The sequence below is a fragment of the Paenibacillus sp. FSL R5-0475 genome (genome assembly GCF_038004585.1).
Classification (GTDB): domain Bacteria; phylum Bacillota; class Bacilli; order Paenibacillales; family Paenibacillaceae; genus Paenibacillus_AQ.
On record NZ_JBBORK010000001.1, the window covers coordinates 205,977 to 223,616 of the forward strand.

The 17,640-nt window shown below is 42.9% G+C and carries 18 protein-coding genes; 13 read left to right on the forward strand and 5 right to left on the reverse strand.

The features are described 5' to 3' along the window. The first annotated feature begins 124 nt into the window (after positions 1-124). The 4 genes from MKX41_RS00805 (at position 125) to MKX41_RS00820 (ending at position 4,359) form a co-directional block, all read left to right on the forward strand. Positions 125-1,369: an extracellular solute-binding protein gene (locus MKX41_RS00805; RefSeq protein WP_042186037.1), complete on the forward strand. Its 1,245-nt coding sequence runs from the start codon at positions 125-127 to the stop codon at positions 1,367-1,369. A 79-nt stretch (positions 1,370-1,448) separates the two neighbouring features. Beyond that, on the forward strand, positions 1,449-2,327 hold the full coding sequence (locus MKX41_RS00810; RefSeq protein WP_042186039.1) for a carbohydrate ABC transporter permease: 879 nt from the start codon (positions 1,449-1,451) through the stop codon (positions 2,325-2,327). A gap of 54 nt (positions 2,328-2,381) precedes the next feature. Further along, positions 2,382-3,293 (forward strand): carbohydrate ABC transporter permease, encoded by a 912-nt coding sequence (locus tag MKX41_RS00815; RefSeq protein ID WP_042186041.1) that lies wholly within the window; start codon positions 2,382-2,384, stop codon positions 3,291-3,293. A 103-nt stretch (positions 3,294-3,396) separates the two neighbouring features. Then, entirely contained in the window at positions 3,397-4,359 is a 963-nt protein-coding gene (locus MKX41_RS00820) for a glycoside hydrolase family 43 protein (protein WP_339801789.1), read from the forward strand. A gap of 95 nt (positions 4,360-4,454) precedes the next feature. On the opposite strand, the gene MKX41_RS00825 is transcribed toward MKX41_RS00820, so the two are convergent. Beyond that, a complete protein-coding gene (locus tag MKX41_RS00825; RefSeq protein WP_340968168.1) occupies positions 4,455-5,267 on the reverse strand; it encodes an ABC transporter permease subunit in 813 nt (270 codons plus the stop codon). After that, positions 5,264-6,151 carry an ABC transporter ATP-binding protein gene (locus MKX41_RS00830; RefSeq protein ID WP_340974782.1) on the reverse strand — a complete coding sequence of 296 codons (888 nt, stop codon included), beginning with the start codon at positions 6,149-6,151 and terminating at the stop codon, positions 5,264-5,266. The genes MKX41_RS00825 and MKX41_RS00830 overlap by 4 nt, the downstream gene beginning before the upstream one ends. A 166-nt stretch (positions 6,152-6,317) precedes the next feature. Between MKX41_RS00830 and MKX41_RS00835 the strand changes: the two genes are divergently transcribed. The 5 genes from MKX41_RS00835 (at position 6,318) to MKX41_RS00855 (ending at position 10,719) form a co-directional block, all read left to right on the forward strand. Further along, positions 6,318-6,917, forward strand: coding sequence for a TetR/AcrR family transcriptional regulator (locus MKX41_RS00835; RefSeq protein ID WP_339801795.1), 600 nt, complete (start codon positions 6,318-6,320; stop codon positions 6,915-6,917). A 316-nt stretch (positions 6,918-7,233) separates the two neighbouring features. After that, positions 7,234-7,734 (forward strand): transposase, encoded by a 501-nt coding sequence (locus MKX41_RS00840; RefSeq protein ID WP_340968172.1) that lies wholly within the window; start codon positions 7,234-7,236, stop codon positions 7,732-7,734. A 296-nt stretch (positions 7,735-8,030) separates the two neighbouring features. Beyond that, positions 8,031-8,624, forward strand: coding sequence for an RNA polymerase sigma factor (locus tag MKX41_RS00845; protein ID WP_042186048.1), 594 nt, complete (start codon positions 8,031-8,033; stop codon positions 8,622-8,624). Next, complete coding sequence (locus MKX41_RS00850) at positions 8,590-9,729, forward strand: DUF4179 domain-containing protein (RefSeq protein ID WP_076284283.1); 1,140 nt, start codon at positions 8,590-8,592, stop codon at positions 9,727-9,729. Before MKX41_RS00845 ends, MKX41_RS00850 begins: the two co-directional genes overlap by 35 nt. A 105-nt stretch (positions 9,730-9,834) precedes the next feature. Then, positions 9,835-10,719 carry a DUF5643 domain-containing protein gene (locus tag MKX41_RS00855; RefSeq protein WP_231573476.1) on the forward strand — a complete coding sequence of 295 codons (885 nt, stop codon included), beginning with the start codon at positions 9,835-9,837 and terminating at the stop codon, positions 10,717-10,719. 124 nt (positions 10,720-10,843) lie between these two features. Here MKX41_RS00855 and MKX41_RS00860 read toward each other — a convergent pair whose 3' ends face one another. Further along, positions 10,844-11,041 (reverse strand): hypothetical protein, encoded by a 198-nt coding sequence (locus MKX41_RS00860; protein WP_339801805.1) that lies wholly within the window; start codon positions 11,039-11,041, stop codon positions 10,844-10,846. Between the two features lie 111 nt (positions 11,042-11,152). Here MKX41_RS00860 and MKX41_RS00865 point away from each other — a divergent pair, with 111 nt between their 5' ends. Together MKX41_RS00865 and MKX41_RS00870 are read left to right on the forward strand one after the other, a co-directional pair. Continuing rightward, on the forward strand, positions 11,153-11,305 hold the full coding sequence (locus tag MKX41_RS00865) for a hypothetical protein (protein ID WP_339801808.1): 153 nt from the start codon (positions 11,153-11,155) through the stop codon (positions 11,303-11,305). A gap of 88 nt (positions 11,306-11,393) precedes the next feature. Next, complete coding sequence (locus tag MKX41_RS00870) at positions 11,394-11,606, forward strand: hypothetical protein (protein WP_339801811.1); 213 nt, start codon at positions 11,394-11,396, stop codon at positions 11,604-11,606. A 1,378-nt stretch (positions 11,607-12,984) separates the two neighbouring features. On the opposite strand, the gene MKX41_RS00875 is transcribed toward MKX41_RS00870, so the two are convergent. Then, on the reverse strand, positions 12,985-14,481 hold the full coding sequence (locus MKX41_RS00875) for an amidase (RefSeq protein WP_340968176.1): 1,497 nt from the start codon (positions 14,479-14,481) through the stop codon (positions 12,985-12,987). A gap of 216 nt (positions 14,482-14,697) precedes the next feature. Here MKX41_RS00875 and MKX41_RS00880 point away from each other — a divergent pair, with 216 nt between their 5' ends. After that, on the forward strand, positions 14,698-15,165 hold the full coding sequence (locus MKX41_RS00880; RefSeq protein WP_042186061.1) for a MarR family winged helix-turn-helix transcriptional regulator: 468 nt from the start codon (positions 14,698-14,700) through the stop codon (positions 15,163-15,165). Between the two features lie 74 nt (positions 15,166-15,239). Here the strand turns inward: MKX41_RS00880 and MKX41_RS00885 are convergent, their stop codons facing one another. After that, entirely contained in the window at positions 15,240-16,871 is a 1,632-nt protein-coding gene (locus MKX41_RS00885) for an MDR family MFS transporter (protein WP_445671337.1), read from the reverse strand. Positions 16,872-17,088: 217 nt separating this feature from the next. Here MKX41_RS00885 and MKX41_RS00890 point away from each other — a divergent pair, with 217 nt between their 5' ends. Continuing rightward, complete coding sequence (locus tag MKX41_RS00890) at positions 17,089-17,610, forward strand: MarR family winged helix-turn-helix transcriptional regulator (protein WP_340968183.1); 522 nt, start codon at positions 17,089-17,091, stop codon at positions 17,608-17,610. Positions 17,611-17,640 lie beyond the last annotated feature (30 nt).

The window sequence follows — 17,640 nt, forward strand, 5'->3', positions numbered from 1 at the left end:
AAGTTTATTTAAAAGTTATTGACTACGCTTTCAAAGCGACTGTATACTAAGTTTAAGTTAATCGTTTCCAACAAAGTTAATGTGAATGATTATCTTAACATTACAGCTGCAGGGGGAGAGAGTAATGAAAAAGAAATTTGGAGTAGTATTAGCAACGGTTCTAATGTTAACGACAGTGTTAGCAGGATGTGGTGGTAAAGATGATAGTAAGACGATTACGTTCTGGACACCGCTGACCGGTGATGATGGTGCTTATATGGATCAAATCGTTAAAGAGTACAATGCAACGAATCCAGAGATTAAAGTGAAGCACGTTATTACAGCTGATATGTACACGAAAATTTCTACCGTTTTGGCTTCCAGCAAAGGTGTTCCTGATTTAGCAATTATCCACGCTGACCGTGTTCCTGGGTTTGTTAAGCAAGGTGTCTTAGAACCCATGCAAGATACTGTATTGCCGGCACAACCTGAACTAAAAGCTGAAAATTACTTACCACAAGCTTGGAACACTGGTAACATCGACGGAACACAATACACAGTACCTCTTGATATCCACAGTAACGTAATGTATTACAATAAAGATTTGCTCAAGAAATATAATGCTGAATCTTTCTTGGATGATAACGTTGTTACGATTGATGAAATGCTTTCCTTACAAGGTAAATTGGATGAAGGCGACTATGTAGTTAATGATGCCTTGCTCGGATGGGTTATCCTGGCTCAAATTCAAAACTTGGGCGGAGATATTCAGGTGGACGGCAAACCGGCTGTTAACTCCCCAGTATTTAAACAAGCCTTTGAAGATGTTAAGAAAATTGCTGATGCTGGTTTGATGACTCCATTTGGTGAAGACGGTTACTTGATGTTCCAATCCCAAAACGTACTCTTCTCCACAGACGGAACTTGGAGTTCTACCGCACATGCTGGAGTTGAAGGTTTGAACTTTGGTGTGACTAACATTTATTCTCCAACCGCTGATAAATTCACGAATAGATCTTCTTCTCACTTGTTCGCTATGCTTAAGAACGATAAGAGAACAGATGAAAAAGAAGTAGGGATTGCTAACTTCTTAGAATATGTGCGTACAAACTCAATGGAATGGGCAAAAGCTGGTCAAAACGTCGCAAGTAACGTAGTTAACCAAAGTCCGGAATACCAAAACTACATGCAATCCTTCTTTACTTCTAATGAAAAAGAAATTGAATCCCTTTACATTTACACATATGAGTACTACCCATACATTGCAGAAGCAGTAGATACTTATTGCGCAGATATCGTTCGCGGTAACGTTGATCTAGATGAGACCTTGGCAACCATGCAGAAGTTTGTAGAAGATAAGATCGCAGAAAGCAGCAGTGCAGCGAAATAAAGCGAAATAGAATAGATTGTACGAAGTAATGTGCCGTACTGTGGTGCATTACTTTGTGCAAAAGGAGAAATGAAATCCTATGAAAAAGAAAATAAACTGGGCACCTGCCTTCTTTGTAGGTCCGCACGTCATTTTGTTTGCTGTCTTCATTTTATTGCCAACGATTTATGGGATTTATGCTTCATTTACAAAGTGGAATTTAATGAGTGACCCGGTATGGGTAGGCTTTGATAACTATAAGGCCATTCTATTTGATGGCAAATCAACGTTTCATACTCAATTTTTTAGAGGTCTGAAAAATACATTGATCTTTGTGGGTCTCTCTGTTCCATTATTAATAGTTATCCCATTAATGGTTGCTGTTGCACTAGAACATAAAAAAGTTAAAATGAAGAGCTTAATTCAATCTATTCTCTATATTCCGGGCTTGATTTCGATTTCTGCGGCTGCACTAATCTGGCTTTTGATCTTTAATAAGCAATTAGGGATTACTGGTAATCTATTCGGATCACAAATTGCTTGGCCTGCAAATCAGCCGTATGCGTGGATTATCATCATTGTAATCACACTATGGGGCGGTATTGGGGGCAACATGATTATTTATCGTGCTTCATTAAGTGGCGTTGCGCAAGAATTATATGAATCAGCCGAGCTCGATGGTGCGGGTTCAATTAAAAGATTCACAAGTATCACCTTGCCATCTATTCGTTTTCCATTAATCTATACCTTTGTTATGACAACTGCCGGAGCCTTCAATGTATTCGGCCAACCGTTAATGATGACTGATGGCGGGCCTCGACAAAGTACACACGTACTCATGATGTATATTCGTCAATTAGCTTTCGGAAACGGTGAATCCATTGCAGGGATGGCATCGGCGATGGCAGTGTTATTGGGATTAGTAATCTTGGTGATCTCAGCGCTGCAATATTATGTAATGAACCGAAATGCTACATAAGGTTCTAGGGAACTAATTGATTAACAAGGAAATGGAAAAGGTAGGTGTACTATAATGTCAAATCAGGCGGTAAATGGCCTAGATAATCGTCCAGTTGTAAATAGAACAGGCAAAGTAAAAGGATCATCCAATGTTAGCATTTCAAAATATGTATCATATGCTTTTTTGCTTATCCTTTGTGTGATTTGGATTATTCCAGTAATATTCGGGATTTCCACGTCTTTTAGATCACAAACGGAAGTGGTTTCTTCAGGCTTTAGACTATTTCCTGAAACATGGGTCTTTGAGAACTATGTTACGATTCTGAACAATACTTCTACAGCCCCAATTCTACGTTGGCTAGGCAATTCATTGTTTATTGCTACAACCCACACAATCCTGGTGGTTATTGTGATTTCGATTACAGGCTTTGGGTATACCCGTATTAACTTTAAAGGAAGAGACACACTGTTCTTTACTTTGCTAGGGATCTCCTTTTTCCCGGGTGTAGTTAACTTAATTCCTTCTTATAAAATTATCGATTCCTTGGGCTGGGTAAACACTTCTTGGGCAATGATCATTCCCGGTCTTGCGGGTATGGGGAATATCTTCTTGGTCAGACAGTTTATGAACGGTATCCCAAAAGAACTAGATGAGTCTGCAAAAGTTGATGGTGCAAGTGACTTTAGAATTTTCGCGCAAATTATATTGCCGTTAGTTAAGCCGATTCTGATTGTTTGCGGATTGTTCTCCTTTACGGGATCTTGGAATGACTTCCTCTGGCCGGTTATCGTGTACACAGATGTAGACAAAATGCCAGTCACAGCTGGGTTGCTCTTGTTACAAGATATCTACGGAAACTATCGTATGATCGGGCAATTAATGGGGTCGGCAATCTTGGCGATCGTTCCAACCCTGCTGTTATTTATATTTGCTCAAAAATACTTCGTTCAATCTATTAACTTGAATTCAGGTATTAAAGGGTAGATCAAATGAACATAGCTTAAATACACCTTGCCTTCTTATAAGGAAGGGTGTGTTTTGGTGACCCATAAAATTAAAAATAAAGAGAGATATAGGAGTTGTCATCATGAGAGAATTCAATGCGAAAAATCCGCTTATTGAGCAAAGGGCAGATCCATGGATCTATAGACATACTGATGGTTATTATTATTTCATAGCTTCGGTTCCGGAGTTTGATAGAATCGAGCTTCGTCGTTCTGAATCCATTCAGGGATTAGCTGAGGCTGAGGGTAAGACCATTTGGGTTAAGCATGAAACAGGCTTAATGAGTGCCAATATTTGGGCGCCTGAGATTCATTATATTGATGGAAAATGGTACGTGTATTTTGCAGCTGCACATACCTCCGATACGAAAGATGGCTTATTTGATCATCGTATGTTTGCCATACAAAACTCATCCGTAAATCCATTAGAAGGTGAGTGGGTGGAAAAGGGTCAAATCAAAACGAAATGGGAATCCTTTGCCCTGGATGCAACCACTTTTGAACACAGAGGGGTTAGATACTACGTATGGGCACAAAAGGATCCCGATATCCCTGGTAATTCTAATATGTATATCTCTGAAATGGAAAACCCTTGGACGTTAAAAGGAGAGCAGGTGTGCATCACCACGCCTGAATATGATTGGGAAAAAATCGGCTTCCTGGTGAATGAGGGTGCGGCAGTTCTTAAGCGAAATGGACGTATTTTCATGACTTTCTCGGCAAGTGCAACAGATCATAACTACTGTATGGGGTTATTAACCGCTGATGAGGATAGTGATTTAATGGATCCGAAATCATGGGTCAAAACACCAGAACCTGTGTTTACAACTTCTGAAGAAAACGGTCAATTTGGACCGGGACATAATAGCTTTACAGTCTCAGAAGATGGCAAACAGGATATCCTAGTGTTCCATGCTAGAAGCTATAAGGAAATTGTGGGAGACCCATTATATGATCCTAATCGGCACGCGCGTGTGCAAGTGATCCAGTGGAATGAGGATGGAACGCCAAACTTTGGTGTCCCTAGACCGGATACGAAATCTTAAAATAATGCTTCTCTAGTGTGAAGAAGCTTATTATATTCTTCTATATGAAAGAGGGACGCTCCAGTAGCCACATGCTATTGGAGCGTCCCTTAATCTTATAATGGAAGATCCCGTCGTCTGAACAGTTCGATCCCTATGGCAAAAGCGAGAATACCGATCAACAGTAACCAACTAGAAACCTGAATAATCTCCACGTTTCCTTGAACGATTTTACCAGGCTGATAGAAGGAGAACAAGGTCATGTAACGTAATCCCTCCAGTTTATCGCTTATTTTGCCTAGCAGATCCAGAGTGAAGAATCCGAAGGTGATAGCGCCGGAAATTCCAAGCGCTTTTTTCTCATCATTACAAACCGAGGATACGAGGAAAGTGAGTCCCCCCACGGCAAAAAACAATAAAAACGCTACGCTATTCAGCTGAGTGAATCGGCCGCTATTAAATTCATATTCACTGCCGAGGAACCATGCTTTACCTAATAATCCGGCGAGTGTGGTTACGCCCATAATCAGGAGTAATGCTGTTGTGAGTACAAGCGCCTGCGTGGTAGCTACTTTTCTCCGCGTAGTTGGTGCTATCAGAAGATAAGCCATAGAGCCACGATCCACAAGTCGAGCCATGAGCTGCGTCGACATTTGTACACATACGATGGATAGAATCAGTACCAGAATAAGTCCATAATATTCTCCTGAGATAAAAGCCTCAGCACTGGTAAATCCGCTGTTTAATCCAAAGGCTTTACCTACACCTTCCGGCATAGCTTTAATGAGGTCATCAATGGCTTTTGTGCTTCCGGCGATCCCCGGATATAGCCAGATCATAAACAGAATATAGAAGGCAGAACCGAAGGCGTAATTCATAATGCCTTTGAGGTTCACCCTCATCATTTCTTTATAGAGTGGAAGATTCATTGCACGGCCCCCTCACGGTCATAGTAGTCCATGAAAATGTCCTCTAGATTCTGCGTGAACACATCCATACTGCGGATATTATATTTCCCGGTCTCCTGAATGAATCGATCATAATTCCCCTGAACGGCAATGCGGACCATATTCCCTTCACGAGCTTCCACCTGCAGGCCGGAGGCGGCGAATTGTTCTGCATCTTCGCGACTCGCGAAAACAACCTCAAACAGCTTCCGCTGCATCGATTGTAATTCGTGGATATTTTTTATAGTGACAATGTGTCCGTCTTTAATGATTGCAGCTCGGTCACAGGTGCGCTCAATTTCTTGAAAGCTGTGAGAGGACATTAGAAAGGTGGTTCCGGCTGCTTTTTCCTCCAATACGAGATCTATAAATACCTTTTGCATAAGCGGGTCGAGTCCCGAGGTGGGTTCATCCAGAATAATAACTTCAGGATTGTGCATGAAAGCTGCGACAATACCGACTTTTTGCTTCATTCCCTTTGACATTTTGCGGATCGGAGTTGAGGCATCAAATTGCAGTCGTTCAATGAGGCGGTCACGTTTAGTAGTGTTCTTCATCCCTTGCATGCCAGACATAAATTTAAGGAAAGAAATGCCTGTCATCCCGTCAAAAAAGTTGATTTCACCGGGTAGATAGCCGATATGCTTCTGGACTGTACCCTGTGCTTTCCATACATCAAGTCCATGGATGCTCGCATTACCTTTGTCCGGCTTCATAAATCCCATGATATGTCTTATGGTCGTAGATTTACCCGCGCCATTAGGCCCCAGAAACCCAAACACCTCACCTTTATTTACGGTAAACGTAACATCTTCGATTCCCTTGCCATTCGAAAATCGTTTGGTTAAGCCTTCAACTACAAGCATGCCGCCACCCCCGCTGCAAAATAATGAACTATTATTAATTGGATATTTCATATGTTATATTATTCCTAGTGAATAGTGAAGTCAATGGAATTATGAAATAATTGATAATAAATATTTCATTAAATTTAAATAAGCGCACTATATAATGAAGTTAAGGGTGAATAGCATGAATGGATTTGAGAAAAGAGCCGCTCAAATAAAACTCAAAATTATGAAGACTACGATGGAAATGCTCAAGAGCTGTGAGCCCAAACGTCTCCGGATCTCAGACATTGCGAAAGAAGCAGGTGTCTCACAGGTGACGATTTATAATTATTTTGGCAGCAAGGAAGCGCTGCTTGGTGAGTCCTTTAAGGATTTTATAGAGAAGGCGATTCGCGAATTTGAAGATTACATTCATGGAGAGCATTCTCTAAAAGAGATTATTGAATACATTATGACGATGGAGAGAGAAACCTACAGTTCATTGTCTCCCACGACTGTGAAGGAGCTTATGATTGAGGATCAGGACATGTTTCATTATCTTGAAGAACGGTATACAAACGACGTTTTACCATTGATGGTTAAGATGGTGGAGGATGGCAAAGCACGAGGAGAAATTTCAAATAAAGTATCCACCAAAGGGATTCTTTCATTTATGGGAATGTACATGCGAAGTTCGGGAGAAATGCTAGATGAAGCCAGCAAACAAGAAGACATAGATGCCTTCCTGGAGGAAGCCATCCATCTCTTCTTTTATGGGATTTGCGGGCGGGAACAGGAGTAGCGTGAGCTTTGTTGCATTAATAGTTGGAGCACTTACCCAATGCATTTAGATCAGTATTGGTTTAAAAAAACAATGAAGTTGCAGAAAGCTATGTTTACAACGAAATTAAATAATTATCATATTTTAAAATTCCGAAAAATGATCGTAGATTACGCTAACAGTGATTTATTAAAAGATTTTGTTCAAATGCGAATAAATAAAATAGTAGATCCATTGTATACTAACCAAGATACTAAGGAGTTTGCCATTTTTAATGGAAAAGCTTCGGGCACTATTGAAGAAGGAACAACTGACGATTTGAAAGCATTTACTTCTAGTGACTTCTCGGCAGGGTTTCTATGTGAATGCAGAGCAGCGGATGAAGGATGCCCGAGGAGCAGCGAAATACATAGGGGGTTATTTAGCGCGACCGGCGATTGCAGAGTACCGGGTGGTCAGCTACGACCACCACAAGGTGCATTACTGGTACGAAGATCACCGAACGGGGAAACGGGTGGATGTGGTGTCGCCGGTGATGAAGTTTATCTACGATCTCGTGCAGCACATTCCACCGAAGCATTTTCGGATGGTGGGTCGCTATAGTCTATACAGCCGGGGGAAAAACAAAGAGTCACAGAAGGTGTTTAATCTGTGGTGGTACATGATCCATAAACAAATCGAGATGACCTTTCCTGTGAAAGAACGAAAGAAGAAGAACTACCGTCAGCGGATGCTGGAGAGCTATGGGCGAGACCCGATGCTCTGTCCATGCTGCAATCACCGGATGTTGAGCCGTGGGAGGAAGAACCAGAGGTATGGATCGATTATGTTTGCGTAGAATGTGGGACGGTAGATCCTGTCCCTGAATTTATAGTGGGAGAGTGTGCCTACGACCTGGAGTCTGGAGAATCCCCAGAGTTTGTCTCTGTAACGGAACCTTGGTGAATAACTTTCTAGCCAGCGGACAAATAACCGCTGGCTAAAAAGTTATTCACCCGTTAGGGTGATTTTGTTCGTATATGTAATTAATCTCACTGCGTTTGTAGTCCCTAATCTAACTGCATATTAAAAAATAGTGTCACAAAATAGCATTACGAGATTGTTATATAGGTAAACAAGAAAGGAGGTGAGCTCTTGCAGCCAACCATCCCCGGGGAAGAGGAAGGAAAATGGAATGCTATTGAAGCGGTTGTAGAACAGGTCAGAGCAGGAGACAAAGAGGCATACAGTGCGATCATCATCCAGTTTGAACGGCAAATGTATACCTACTGCTATTATATCCTGAAAAATCATGCGGAGACGGAAGATGCCGTACAGGAGATCTTTATTCGCGCCTATCAAAATCTTCACCAGTACAGCAGGCAAGTATCCTTCTCAGCCTGGCTGTATAAGATGGCATACCATCATCTAATCAATTTGAAGAAGAGACAGAGCCGCTGGCTTAAGCTGATCGATCATTATAAAGAGCAGCAGCCTGTGCTGCAAATCTCCCGTCATGAGTCAGAGGTTTATGAGCTTTTGACTTTTCTCACAACTGAAGAGCGTCATATTTTACTCCTTAAGGCAGTAGAGCAGTACACCTTTGAGGAAATAGGCGAAATCATGGGCCTCAAGTCCGCAACCATACGGAAAAAATATGAACGATTGCGCCGCAAACTGATGGAATGTAAAAGCCGAAAAGGAGAGATAGCACATGGGACATTCGCCGGAACAAACGGAATTCGCTGAAATGAATGCCATCGAACAAATGATTCGTGAATCGTCTTTACCAAAGAAAAGTATGAGTTATCAAATTATGAATACGATTGGAGCGAGTGAATTGAAAAGAACATCATCCAAACCTAATTTAATGAAAAGAACAGCAGTAGTGGCCGCAGCAGCAGCCATCCTAGGTGCAGGTGTGGTGGGTACGGGATTTGTATCACCGGCAATGGCTTCAACGTTAAAGCAAATTCCTATTGTTGGAATTCTCTTTGAGGGAACCAGCAACGAAGCTTTGGATACTGCCATTAAACAAGGAATCGTAACAGAACCTAACCTGAGTGTAACCCATGAAGGAATCACGCTGAAGGTAGCTAATTTACTTTATGATGGTACCCGGTTGTCCTTCGTTTTGGAACGTGAAGGCGTAGATTTGCCGAATACAGGCTCTCCATACCTTTTTGAAAAAGATGTTGAGGAAAAGGATCAGCTTAAAGGTTATATTAAAATGCCAACGATCCTCGCTAACGGACAAGCCATTGAATATGGCGGAGGCAGCTTTGGCGACTCGCCTAGGCAGAAGAATGCTTATGTAGTTGAAGTGACTAAGGGTCTAAATTTGCCTGACCAATTCGAGCTGACCATTCAGGCGAATGTCACACAGGTGAAAGAAGCTTTTGAATTCAAGATTCCTGTGAACGTGGAGAATAAATCGATTGTTGTGAAACCAGAGGCCTCCAAATCTGACGGACAGTTCAGTTATACCGTTAAGCAACTGGATATTTCGCCGGTGTCCACCCGTTTCGTTCTGGATAGTAAGGGCCAAGTACCACAATCTCCGGGGCAAACCGGTGATTACAGCGCCAGTATGGTCTATTACGAGCTTGTAGACGACCAAGGAAATGTCGTGAATCCGAGCAGATTCGAGTATTTCAACAGCGAACCCAAGACTGAATATCAGATTGATCAACTGTTTTCTCCTTTTGCTGGCACACCTAAAACGATTACAATCAAGCCATTTACTCTTACTGTGAACAACAAGGATTGGAGCGTTGTCGGCCAAGGAAAGAACAGTGTGGGTGAGAAAACATATCTGAAAGATCTGGAATTGACCATTCCTGTTAAGCCTTAATCCATTAGAGAAGGGGACAGTCCCGCAGGTCATCAATAATGACCTGGGGATAGCTCCCTTTTTCTTTTCATAAAAAATAGGACAGGAGCTAATCCATTGAATTCTATGAAACCTGAATTGAGAAAAAAATTCGCTGGAGCAGCATTGGCAGTAACGTTGGTAATGGCAGTCACAGGCAGCGGGTTCCCTTCAACCGTTAGTGCCGAGACCTCCGGGCAATCTGCCAGTTCCAATCTAGCGATTACCCACGAGGGCGTAACGCTCAGTATATCCAAAGTAATGTTTGACGGGAACCGTCTTGACATGGCATTCCGGCAGGAGGGAGGCACTGTGGGTAAGGGGATCATTATTGATATCGCGCAGATCCCGGTTTTGTCTGTTAATGGGAAAAGGATGTTATATCTTCCCTATGTGACGTCTATGCCGGAAGATGAAAGGGCAGCTTTGCTCTCTTTCAACATCCCCAAAGATGGCAAACCGCAGCTCGCGGATGAATTCAAAATGACGATAGAGGTGTACACCAAGAGCGTCAAGGAGCCATTTACCTTTACCGTCCCGGTGAAAAAGCTGAATAGTCTTGCAACCTTGCAGCCGGGTACAACTCAAAAAAGCGGGGATTTTAGCTATACCGTGGACTATTTCCAGATGACGCCGTTAATGATGGAACTCAAGCTGCACAGCAGCGGGAAAGTTCCTGGAGCAGCCAAATCCAAAGGGCGTTCAAGCAAGATGTTGTATGACATTGCCGATGAGAAAGGAAATCTAATTCAGGCAACCGTCAGCGACATCGACATCAAGCGACCGATCACAGCAAACATTAAAGAAGACCTGTTCTATGCAGCCTCCTTCAAAGCAGTGCCGAAAACCATCACAATTAGGCCATTTACGTACACCATAGACGCTAAAGGAGACATTCTGAAAGACTCAGGAAAAAAATGGATCAAGACCTATTACAAGGACTTGGAAATGAAGATTGCAGTTGCTAAATAACAATCTTACAGGTGAGGGGGAATTCACGCTGATACCAGCGCGGGTTCCTTTTTTATGCTTGAGGGATTCCAATATAGGTCAATCTCTGGGTGGTCGGCGAACGCTGGGCTGCTCGCTGCAGTGCTCACCCGTGGCCATTCCTGCCTGCAGGAGTGCCTGCAGTTATTTTCGGGCTCCCTGGCTCAGTGCTGGCTCGCGGATCCGCCGCAGATGCTGCTGCTGCAAGTTGCAGCACAACCAGGTTATCGGGTTTTTGATCCGCAGCATCCGGCGCTCTTCCGGAGGCGGATGCACCAGGACCGGCGAACGCCTGGCAGCTCACTACAGTGCCCACCGGTGGCCATACCCGCCGTCTGCAGGAGTGCCTGCCGCAGTTCCCGGACTACCCGGCACGGTGCCGGCTCAGCGATCGGTAGCAGCCGGCGGCTTCCGGATGTGGATACCGCGAACGGCAAACGCAGGGCTGCTCGTTGCAGCGCTCACCGGTGGCCATACCTGCCGTCTGCAGGAGTGCCTGCTGGTTCAAATAGCAGCGGAGGCCACAGGGAAAGTTGAAGTCCAGGATTGTTTGTGGGACGGAAAATAGTACCCTTAAGTCAAACTACAGGATATGAAAGAGGGTCGTAAGAAAGAAGGATAAATTTCAAGAGGAAATGCAAGAGGAAATGCAAGAGATGAAGAGAGAGTTACAACAGATTAAGGGTGAGGCTGAAAAGAAGGAACAGAACTTTATACGCGAGATTGAAAAGCAGCAGTTAAATGCTGAGATTGATAAAGATCGTGCCATATTTGAGACGCAGCGGAAAATGATGGATAAAGAGACTGAACTGCGTGATAAGGTGTCTGATCTTCGAGAGCAAATCTCGGAATTAAGAAGTGGAAAATAGTTTGGAGTATAGATGGCATCCGGTTTGTTTTCGGGATTTTTGATTCTAGAGAGTCAGGAACTGATGGAAATGGATTTATTGTACTCTAATCATAAACAGTAGGAGTTGGACATGAAATTAAAGTCCTTAACTTCCGCTGTTTTTTTATGGGGGGATGCCTTGGTTAGATTTCTCGCTCGACTTTAGGAGAAGCAAGAGGTACGTAGCATCGGATTAGACTATATGTAGCCGTTCGCATCAATATATTTAATTGCCTAAAAGAATCTAGTATGATTATTGCGATGGTAGTTTCGCGTTATGGGTTTAATGGTTTAAACACATGGAAGGCGAAGAGAATGCTTGTTTAGGCTGATAAGCTAACAGCGAGCATGTGATTGATATCAGATTATACTAATTGCTATGTGTGAAAGTGATTAATACGATACTGGAAGCTGCTGAGTAAAACAGTTAAACTCGCCGAGATATAGTTATTTACATTATAAAGGTTAACAGCATCGTTAACTATTCCGCCTGGGGGAGTAGTAAATTCTACTCCGGCCTGCTGCTTCATAGTGGCCATTCGTACAGATCTGCTTCAGTACAACGTATAACAACAAGGGGTGTGAGCTCTTTGTATCGAAATCATATGCAAAGGAAACCCCTGAAATGATATAGCAAAAACCTTGTAGATGAAGTGACGAACGTGTTCAAGCCGATCGCGCATCTCGAATATCAGTCGATCATGCCAAGCGAATTTTTTCTGCCCTTTGGAGGAAATTGGACGAAGACAATCTTTGGTTTCAGTTAGTGCGGTTGCTAGATGCCGTGAAGAGGACAAAAACATAGTCCCATAGAACCTGCGCCCAGCGCGTTTTCTATTTGAAGGGATGAAATTTATTTACTAGCCTAGTCGACAAACCGTCTGCTGAACTTAAAGTAGGATGAAAAGAAAGGAACAGAGTGAGCACCTCATGTAAGAGCTGCTTGATTAGACTGAATGTTTTTATTTCACGCAGTTTTTCAAATAGTACAGAAAGAAGCCTGCACTAATAAAGAGTACGGGCTTCTTTCTAGCAATTTTATCTCTATTCATATAATAATATAAGTATTCATCTATTAAAATATACATTGTTATACTATTATCTTTCGAAAATATTATTAGATAATCAAGTTATAGGTACCAGAATCATTAATTTATTAATATATATCTGCTATACATTAGCGCTAATACTATTATCTATTTTGATCCAATCATAGTCATTGTTTGGCCATCTCATTTTGATTTGATTCAAATCTTTATCGATCTTCCTACGATCATTATATTCTCAATAGGATCGAACATAGTTAAGTAATAGAACTATGATCCTCAATTGACTTAGCCACCACTTCATGAATTTCATCATGGAAAGAGCGGATTCCCTGTCATCCCTACCCACAGCTCGGATTGTTCAAGATGGGCTGCAAGCTGAAGCAGTAAATCTTCCCGGCCTTTAGCAGCCATTACCTGTACCCCCAACGGTAGACCCTCTTGCGACATATGGACGGGAACGCTCATAGCTGGCTGACCCGTCAAATTGGCGAGCTGGGTGAACGGTGTGTAGGTTAGGCTTGGTTTAAACATAGCGTAAATCATTCGCTCTTGTTCCTCTTTCGGCAACTCATGTACATGCAGCAGTTTTTCGATTTCAGCAGAGCTATGCGTTAACTGGCCAATCTTAGGAGCTGAATCCGCATTTGTTGGTGTGATATACAGATCGTAGCGGTTAAGCAGACCTGCCATTTGAGCGGCTGCAATATCCCATTCATCCAGACTATGCACAAATTCTGCCGCAGAGACTTTTCTTCCGGCTTCCCCAAGGACCCAAGTAACGATATCGACTTCACTGGAAGTAATGGAACGTCCCATCATTTTTTCCAGCGATACGAACATCGCTGCCACTTCGCCAGTATTCATCGTATAGTAATTCTCCATCAGCCTAACACCATTTACTGGACTTAGCTTTTCTTCAACTTCATACCCCTCAGCTTCGAGCCATTTTACAGTTTTGAGCACAGCAATGACTGCTTCATTCGTTACAGGAGTGCCTACTGGAGAAGCTGTTGTGAACGCTATGCGTAGTTTTCGCTGTGTTGGCTTGAATAGATCGTCTAAGTAGACGCCCGGATATAGAGGTGTTTGAAAAGCAGCCTCTGGCTGCACAACCTGTAGTAGATCCAGCATCGCAGCACTATCGCGTACGGACCTTGTCAATGCAAAGTCAATAGAAGCGCCTTGCCATTGACGACCGACACCTGGTCCAACTGGAGTACGTCCACGGGTGGGCTTCAGTCCGAACAAGCCGGTGAACGAGGCAGGGATACGGATCGAGCCGCCACCATCACTAGCACCCGCTGCCGGAACAATACCAGAAGCTACCGCCGCAGCTGCACCACCACTTGAACCGCCGGGAGAATATTCGGGATTCCACGGATTACGTGCCGGGCCATGAAGGACGTTCTCGGTAATGTTTTTGAGGCCGAATTCTGGTGTATTCGTATGACCAAGCGGAATGAATCCGCCGTTTCTGATTCGTGCTACGTAGTTTGAGTCACGTCTGGCAATATTGTCTTTCATAAGCAAAGCACCCGAAGTAAGAGGTTCTCCAGCGATAGCTTGGGAGATATCCTTGAGCAGAAAAGGAACGCCAGCAAACGGGCGAGTGCTATCATGAACAGGCATATCGTCAGCTTCCTTAAGAGCAGCTTCTCTACGAGTACGTACAACCGCATTAAGAACAGGATTAACTTCATCGAGCCGAGCGAAAGCGGCTTCGACAAGCTCACGAGGGGAGACTTCACGTGCTTTGACAAGCGAAGCAAGCCCTAGAGCGTCATATGTAGAATAAGAAAAGGACATGATAGATAACCTCTTTCGAATAGGCGTGAATTGCCTGTATTTTATATATAACAATGTATCATTTATCGTCAGTAAAGGACGACCAAGCCCTTTCTTCTGATCCCATTATACATCTCGATAGTAATGATTTGAAAATGGATATCTGACATCTATCAATTCTTTTTTAAGCCCGATTAGGCTATACTTAGTGTTAAATGGATCTTATGGGGTGTACTGATGAACGAAGATAAATATCAGAATGTTGATGGACTAATGGAAGCTTTCCAGCAATTTGCCAGGATGAATTGGCGTAAAACTACAGTCTGGGGATTGAAGCCAAGTGAGGTTCGGATGTTGGTTTCTTTAAAGCTCGGCAAGGAACGGGAAGGGAAGAAGGGCCAGACCGTATCAGATATCAGCAAGTTTCTTAAAGTCACTTCTCCTACGGTTACACAGATGGTCAATAGTCTGATTGCACAGGGATATGTAGTGCGTTCTGCCGATGCCCAGGATCGCCGAATCAGTGAGATCACGCTTACGGAAAAAGGAGAGCATTTGGCCGAAATGGCCGTGACGAAATCCCGAAATACCTTTAAAGGCATGATTGATTATATGGGTAGAGAAAAGACAGATTCGTTAATGGAGCTGTTAAACGAAGTCTACGATTATTTCGAAGAATTGAACGATCAACCAACCGAATCCTAATCTCCTTCACATAAAAAAGAGATGCCGCACAGCCAAAGCTGTTTACGGACATCTCTAATGTATATTATTTGTGATTAATGTGCGGCAGGTACTGACTTTTCAAGGTTTTTGCCTTCGCTTTTTCCCTCTGCAGTTACCTCTGTTTTTTTCTCACCACTTCGTAACGGAATCTCTTTAAGGAACAGGACAAGCAATGCTGCAATGACTAACAGTGCCGTGCCGCTTAAGAATACAACCGTCAGGGAATCGCTTAGTGCGTTTCGCAGCATCTCAATCAATTGATTGAAGAGCGGCTGGATTTGCTCTGGCAGCGTTGTATGCAGTTCCTTCAGCTTAGGCTGATCTAGCAGCATTTGCGGATTCATAAATGCGGAAAGTTGTTTAGCGGATTCAGGGTCAAGTTTGGTTAAGTCTGGACCCTTGCCTGAGGACACTGCTGCCTCTAGTTTATTCGTTAATGTAGTGTTCATGATGGTACCCATAATCGCGATACCGATGGTTCCCCCTAAATTACGGAACAATGTATTTGTAGCAGTAGCAACCCCTAGCATGGAGGGAGCTACAGCATTTTGTACGGTTAAGGTAAAGACAGGCATCGATAGTCCTAAACCAATCCCGAAGACAATCATGCTGACTACGGCCATCGCAATGTTGCTCATAAAGGCCATTATGATCATGGCTACAACCATAAATGGCATACCCATCAGGGCATAACGCTTGTATTTACCTGATTTGGAGATCCATCTACCCACGAGCGTACTAAGTACAATCATTGCTAATGACATCGGCATATTAATGAATCCGGAGTTGGTCGGGGAGACACCTTCTACACCTTGGACAAAGAATGGCAGATAGATCATTGCGCCCATCATACCAGCATTCATCAGGAAGCCGACAACCATGGAGATGGTTACGATGGAATTCTTAAATAAGGATAATGGCAATACTGGACTTTTAGCTTTTCGTTCAATCAGAATTAAAATAATAACTCCGAGAATAGATGCCCCGAACAAGCTGAGAATCTCTGGGGAACCCCACTCATATTTTGTACCCGCCCATGAAAAGCCGAGCAAGAGTGCAACAATGGTAAGGGAAAGGAAAATGGAGCCTAAGTAGTCAATGGATTCTGAAGTGGAGCGTGCAGTTTTAGGGAACATTTTCCAAATCATAAAGAAAGCCACGATACCGAAAGGCAAGAAGATCCAGAAGATCCATTTCCAAGCCATGTGATCCACCATGAAGCCCCCAAGGGTAGGACCAATTACACTAGAGAATCCAAATATGGCCATCATAATTCCAGTCCACTTGGCTCTCTCTCTAGGAGCGAACAAATCACCTACAGCGGTTACGGTAGCCGACATTAGAATCCCGCCGCCAAGACCTTGAATCCCGCGATAAGTGATCATTTGGAAAATATTTGTCGACAATCCGGACAGGAAAGCGCCTATAATAAAAATAACGATCCCCGCTAAGAGGAATGGCTTTCTTCCATAGATATCGGATAATTTGCCGACAAGTACGGTAGCGATTGTAGAGGTGAGCATATAGATGGTAATTACCCAAGTATAATGTTCAATGCCTCCTAACATCGCAATAATTCGGGGCATTGCAGTACCCACAATGGTCTGGTTGATTGCTGCGAAAAACATAGCCGCCATTAAAGCAATCATAATTGTAACTTTTTTCTTTTGCGAAAGATGCTCCAGAGCTGTTCCTCTCCTTTAAGTTCTATATATTGTAGTTTGGGATTTCATGTCTTAATAATTAGGTAGCCAAACTATCATTTATGTATAATACACAAATTCATCATTTAGCACAACTGTTTAATTATTTAATTTTTATGGAAACAGAATGTGATTTGGACTTGATTTTTTGGAAATAGGTAAGTAATCTAATTAGATTGAGTTAAATTGGAGGTGCCCTATGGATACTCAAAATAGTCAAGAGCAGAAGCTAATCATTGCCTTTGAAAATATTAAACGTTTGACCTCTCGTCCGTCCTCAAAGGAAGTGATTTCGTATAGAGAATTTATGATGATGTATGTCATAAACAATTTAATGAAGCGAAAGAAGCATTCAGACGAAGTCGAAGAGCAGCGGGGAGTCATGATTTCTAGATTAAGCGACTTGCTCCAAATTAGCAGACCTACTGCGACACAAATGGTTAACAGTTTGGAGGAGAAGGGTTACGTGGTGCGAACAACGTCCGATACCGATCGGCGGGTTGTATATATTGGTCTGACGAATAAAGGGGAGCAGATTTATGATTCCCAGATGGCTACTTTTTCAGGTATTTTAAGTGAAGTTACGGAAAAGGTGGGTAAGAAAGAGATCGACCAGTTGATTTTTCTATGTGATCGTTTTCAAGAAGCGGTGCATGAAGTCAGAAGCCGCCAGCTTTTTACTCAATCCGATGAAGATCCGATCGTTATGGATTCCGTATAGCGACCATTACAAAAAAAAGATATTTCGGTG

Bases quoted from the DNA above. Each gene is read 5' to 3' on its own strand.
- MKX41_RS00865 (WP_339801808.1), top strand. From the start codon at position 11,153: ATGTGGATACCGCGAACGGCAAACGCAGGGCTGCTCGTTGCAGCGCTC.
- MKX41_RS00835 (WP_339801795.1), top strand. From the start codon at position 6,318: ATGAATGGATTTGAGAAAAGAGCCGCTCAAATAAAACTCAAAATTATG.
- MKX41_RS00855 (WP_231573476.1), top strand. From the start codon at position 9,835: ATGAAACCTGAATTGAGAAAAAAATTCGCTGGAGCAGCATTGGCAGTA.
- MKX41_RS00810 (WP_042186039.1), top strand. From the start codon at position 1,449: ATGAAAAAGAAAATAAACTGGGCACCTGCCTTCTTTGTAGGTCCGCAC.
- MKX41_RS00815 (WP_042186041.1), top strand. From the start codon at position 2,382: ATGTCAAATCAGGCGGTAAATGGCCTAGATAATCGTCCAGTTGTAAAT.
- MKX41_RS00850 (WP_076284283.1), top strand. From the start codon at position 8,590: ATGGGACATTCGCCGGAACAAACGGAATTCGCTGAAATGAATGCCATC.
- MKX41_RS00880 (WP_042186061.1), top strand. From the start codon at position 14,698: ATGAACGAAGATAAATATCAGAATGTTGATGGACTAATGGAAGCTTTC.
- MKX41_RS00875 (WP_340968176.1), bottom strand. From the start codon at position 14,481: ATGTCCTTTTCTTATTCTACATATGACGCTCTAGGGCTTGCTTCGCTT.
- MKX41_RS00870 (WP_339801811.1), top strand. From the start codon at position 11,394: ATGAAGAGAGAGTTACAACAGATTAAGGGTGAGGCTGAAAAGAAGGAA.
- MKX41_RS00825 (WP_340968168.1), bottom strand. From the start codon at position 5,267: ATGAATCTTCCACTCTATAAAGAAATGATGAGGGTGAACCTCAAAGGC.
- MKX41_RS00820 (WP_339801789.1), top strand. From the start codon at position 3,397: ATGAGAGAATTCAATGCGAAAAATCCGCTTATTGAGCAAAGGGCAGAT.
- MKX41_RS00805 (WP_042186037.1), top strand. From the start codon at position 125: ATGAAAAAGAAATTTGGAGTAGTATTAGCAACGGTTCTAATGTTAACG.
- MKX41_RS00890 (WP_340968183.1), top strand. From the start codon at position 17,089: ATGGATACTCAAAATAGTCAAGAGCAGAAGCTAATCATTGCCTTTGAA.
- MKX41_RS00830 (WP_340974782.1), bottom strand. From the start codon at position 6,151: ATGCTTGTAGTTGAAGGCTTAACCAAACGATTTTCGAATGGCAAGGGA.